The following is a 3,643-nucleotide window of genomic DNA, read 5'->3' as shown; positions in this document are numbered from 1 at the left end:
CTAAGCTGACTACTTGTAGTTGGTGACGGGAAATTCCTTGGATGTGTTGCATCACTAAATTTACAAAAACTTTATTTTTCTTACAAGTATTTTAGTATATTTGTTGATAGGATTGTGAATGTTTTTTCACAGTCTGACGTTACAAGCAAGCTAACCCGAAAATAACGAAAAATCGTACAATAACAACAATTATATAATAGAATTAAATCAAAACCTTAAATTAACAAAATGAAGAAAATTATTTTTTTAGTCCTAATTGGATTTAGTATTTCAGCATCAGCTCAATTAGCTGACACATTGTTTGTATCAAAATTAAATGACGCAGAATGGGTCAAAACAATTCCAAATTCTACAAAATTTAAGTATTTAAAATTTGCTGACGGTTCAACTTTACAAATTGGAGATAAAATGCTATTGGGAAAACCAAGCGGAACAAATACAACTAATCAACAAACACCAGGACTTTTTGGTTCTACAAATCAAACCGTAAATAATTTTACGTATTTGATGTTAGGCAGAATGGGAAGCGCAATATTGAGTGGAATAACCTATTTACCAGAAGTGTTTAAAGGTAAAGAAGTAGAAATTGAAGATATAAAGTTTGTGAAAAATGGAAAGAAAGCAACAAATGCAGGAGTTATGGTAATATTCAAAAATCCCGGAATGGACATAACTGTATTGAATTTAGACTTCGCATTGCAATATGGAGAATTAATAAATCCAAAAGCATCAATGACAAGCGACCAAGCACTTGCTGAATTGCAAAAAGCCAAAACTAAACTTGATTTGGGAGTAATTACACAAGAAGAATATGATAAAATCAAAAAAGAATTAATGAAAATCATAAAATAGCCAGCTTGTAACAGCGGTTTGCAAAAATTGGGGTTTTGGTCTTGACTTTACACATTGTTTTGTACTTTTGTAGACAGTGATTTACTGAAAGTTCAGGCTAACCAAATCCCCAACTTCTGCAAGCCACGAGACGTTAGTGTCAACCGTACCGCAACAGAACGAAAATTGAAATGAAAAAAATATTTCCACATTTAATAGTAAGTATAATTGTAATTTTATTTTGGAAAATGTGGACAAGCACAGATAATTATGCTTGGAGTCCAGAAGGCAAAGAACTTTTAATGTTAGATATTGCATTAACATCAATATTCATATACAAAACACTTTTTTGGCTAATAATTGCAAATTCATTAATTTATTCGTTCAAACAAATTAAATTAAGAAATTACAGAATTTTATTTATTTCTTCGACTTTAATATTAGTTTTCTATTTTGTAGTTGGTAAACTGATTGAAAGAAAATGCGCTTATGATTATTATGTTGTTTTCATAAATCAATCTGTTGCAGAAGAGTTTAATGAAAGACCAATTATTGAAGCTGGATATGAAATTGGAAAAGTAATAAACGAAAATATTTTGGACAAAGAAATGAAATCGCGACTTTATGCATTTGGCGGAATTGAAAAATTGGAATATTTTCCTGCAACAAAAAATTTAAGTATAATTCTTAATGATAAAACTGAAATTGAACAATATCGAGCAGAATCATATAAAGTTTTGCGGAAATTTAATACATATGAAAGTAAACAAATAATTACTAAATTTAATGAACAAGCAAAAGACACAATTGACAAAAACGTTATCAAATTAGGTGAATATTTTTTAAAAACAACAGAATAGCCATAAACGGCAGCCACTAACAGCCGTTTGGCAAGATTGCGAATTTTGTTGTAAATTCATGTTCACATTTCGCAAGAATTTTTATCTTAGTGGAAAATAAACGGTTACGAAGTTCGCAACCTCGCCAAGCGGCGGAACGTTGTGCCTCAGTTTAGAGAACCGAAAAACCGAAAATATGATAATGAATTTAAGAAAACACAAATTGCTAGGAATTTTATCCGAACAATATATATTATCAGAAATTGGAGAAACAGAAAATAAAGAAATTGGACTAAATGACGATGTTATTTTAGAGAAACTAAAAATGTCTAAATACAAATACGAACTCATAAAACAATCTCTTTTAGATTCAGCAGAAGTAGAAAGACATAATCCAAGATATATTTTGGGTCTATACTCTACTTTAAAAGGCGTTGCATCTTTTAATGATAAAAAATATACTAAAGCATTTTTTGACGATATAATAAATATTTTAAAAAATATAGTTCAAATAGTGATCCCGATATTATCATTATTTATAGCATATTATGCTATTCAATTAAAAATATCAGAAGTTAACAATTACAACCAAAAGCAAATCGATACATTACGGAAAGAGATAAAAATATTAAAATCAAATAAGCTAAAATCTGAAACACAAACCAAAACGTATCCGAAAAAATAAAGTCGATAATTTTATTAAACATAAAAATAATTTTAAAAATACTTTCACTTAAAATCGGTGTGAAAGTTTAACCGAAAAGAAAACCGAAGGCACAACAGCTGTTTCAATATACTTGCGGATTTAGTGGAATTACGTGCTGTCATCATAAATCCACCCAGCCAAAAATACTCTGCTTCTAAATCCGCAAGCATCTTGAAGCAGCAGGACGTTAGCGATTATTTTAAGAAACTGTATAAAAAAATGAACTATGAAAAATTTAATTACTGTTTTTGTTATATTCTTATTTTTTACAAGCTGTGAAAAAACAGAAGATGATACAGAAAATGATTGCACATCAAATTGCACAACCTTAAGCGGTAAATTTGTTACATTAAATAATGTTCCTGTTTCAAATATTAAAGTTTCATTAAAATATAGAATTAGTGGTGGTGAATTAGGTGGAGGTTCAACACGAAAGATAGTAAGCACACAGTCAGACCAAAGCGGAAATTTTTATAAAAACTTTTTTATTAAAGACAATGAATTAGGTCATACAGCAAATGGATATTTTGAAGTTGAAATCGACGACTCAAATATTGATGTAAATAAATATATTAGAACTAATAATTTAATTGGTAATACTTCAACTGATATTGGATTTGCAATTTATTCAATTACAAATAGAGATACAATAATTGACAAAATCTTTTATATTCCTAAAAAAACATATATAAAAGTGAATTTAAATAATTTTCTTCCATTGCAAGCAGATGACTATTTTGAAGTACAAACATTATATCCTTTTGGTCCTAAAATTGGAGTAAATACTTTTTTAAATTCTGAATATTCAACTGGTTTTAGTGGTTATGGAAATTGGAGAGCAACAAACCTTAATAATCTTTTAAATGTATTTGTAGCCGAAGGCGAAAACAATGTAATACGGATTTTTAGGAGAAAAAATGGTGTAAACACAAGTGTAGATTTCCCAATATTTATCCCTCCAAATAATACAATTGAACTAACATATAATTTCTAAAAAAACAATCGCTAACAGCCGTTTTGCACAATTGCAAAGTTTTGTTGTAATAGAACTTATATTTTTCATAACTTCGTTTTTCCTAAAAGGAAAAATCGCTTTTCATAAGTTTGCAACTGTGCAAAGCGGCGGAACGTCAGGCTGTGAAATAACCTCCTTTTTCCTTTTAAATCTTCACATTTTCCCATTGCTACAATCCAAATAAAGCCTTTCGAGAGGGCTCTTTTTTTAGGCTGCTAATTTGGTTTGTCCAAAAAGGAAGGGGGATATACC

General features: G+C 29.3%; 4 protein-coding genes. All 4 read left to right on the top strand.

Annotation, left to right across the window (positions count from 1 at the left end):
- Positions 1-228 precede the first annotated feature (228 nt).
- A complete protein-coding gene (locus tag RMO83_RS13730; RefSeq protein WP_310560268.1) occupies positions 229-852 on the top strand; it encodes an SHOCT domain-containing protein in 624 nt (207 codons plus the stop codon).
- Positions 853-1,022: 170 nt separating this feature from the next.
- The gene (locus RMO83_RS13725; protein WP_310560267.1) at positions 1,023-1,691 is read left to right on the top strand and encodes a hypothetical protein; all 669 of its coding nucleotides are present in this window, start codon (positions 1,023-1,025) and stop codon (positions 1,689-1,691) included.
- A gap of 181 nt (positions 1,692-1,872) precedes the next feature.
- Positions 1,873-2,355: a hypothetical protein gene (locus tag RMO83_RS13720; protein ID WP_310560266.1), complete on the top strand. Its 483-nt coding sequence runs from the start codon at positions 1,873-1,875 to the stop codon at positions 2,353-2,355.
- 247 nt (positions 2,356-2,602) lie between these two features.
- Entirely contained in the window at positions 2,603-3,370 is a 768-nt protein-coding gene (locus RMO83_RS13715) for a hypothetical protein (RefSeq protein WP_310560265.1), read from the top strand.
- Positions 3,371-3,643: the final 273 nt, after the last annotated feature.

Source organism: Flavobacterium sp., from assembly GCF_031423415.1.
In the GTDB taxonomy this organism is placed as follows: Bacteria; Bacteroidota; Bacteroidia; order Flavobacteriales; family Flavobacteriaceae; genus Flavobacterium.
The sequence above is the reverse complement of the archived record's forward strand: the minus strand, read 5'-3'. Positions and strand labels throughout refer to the sequence as shown.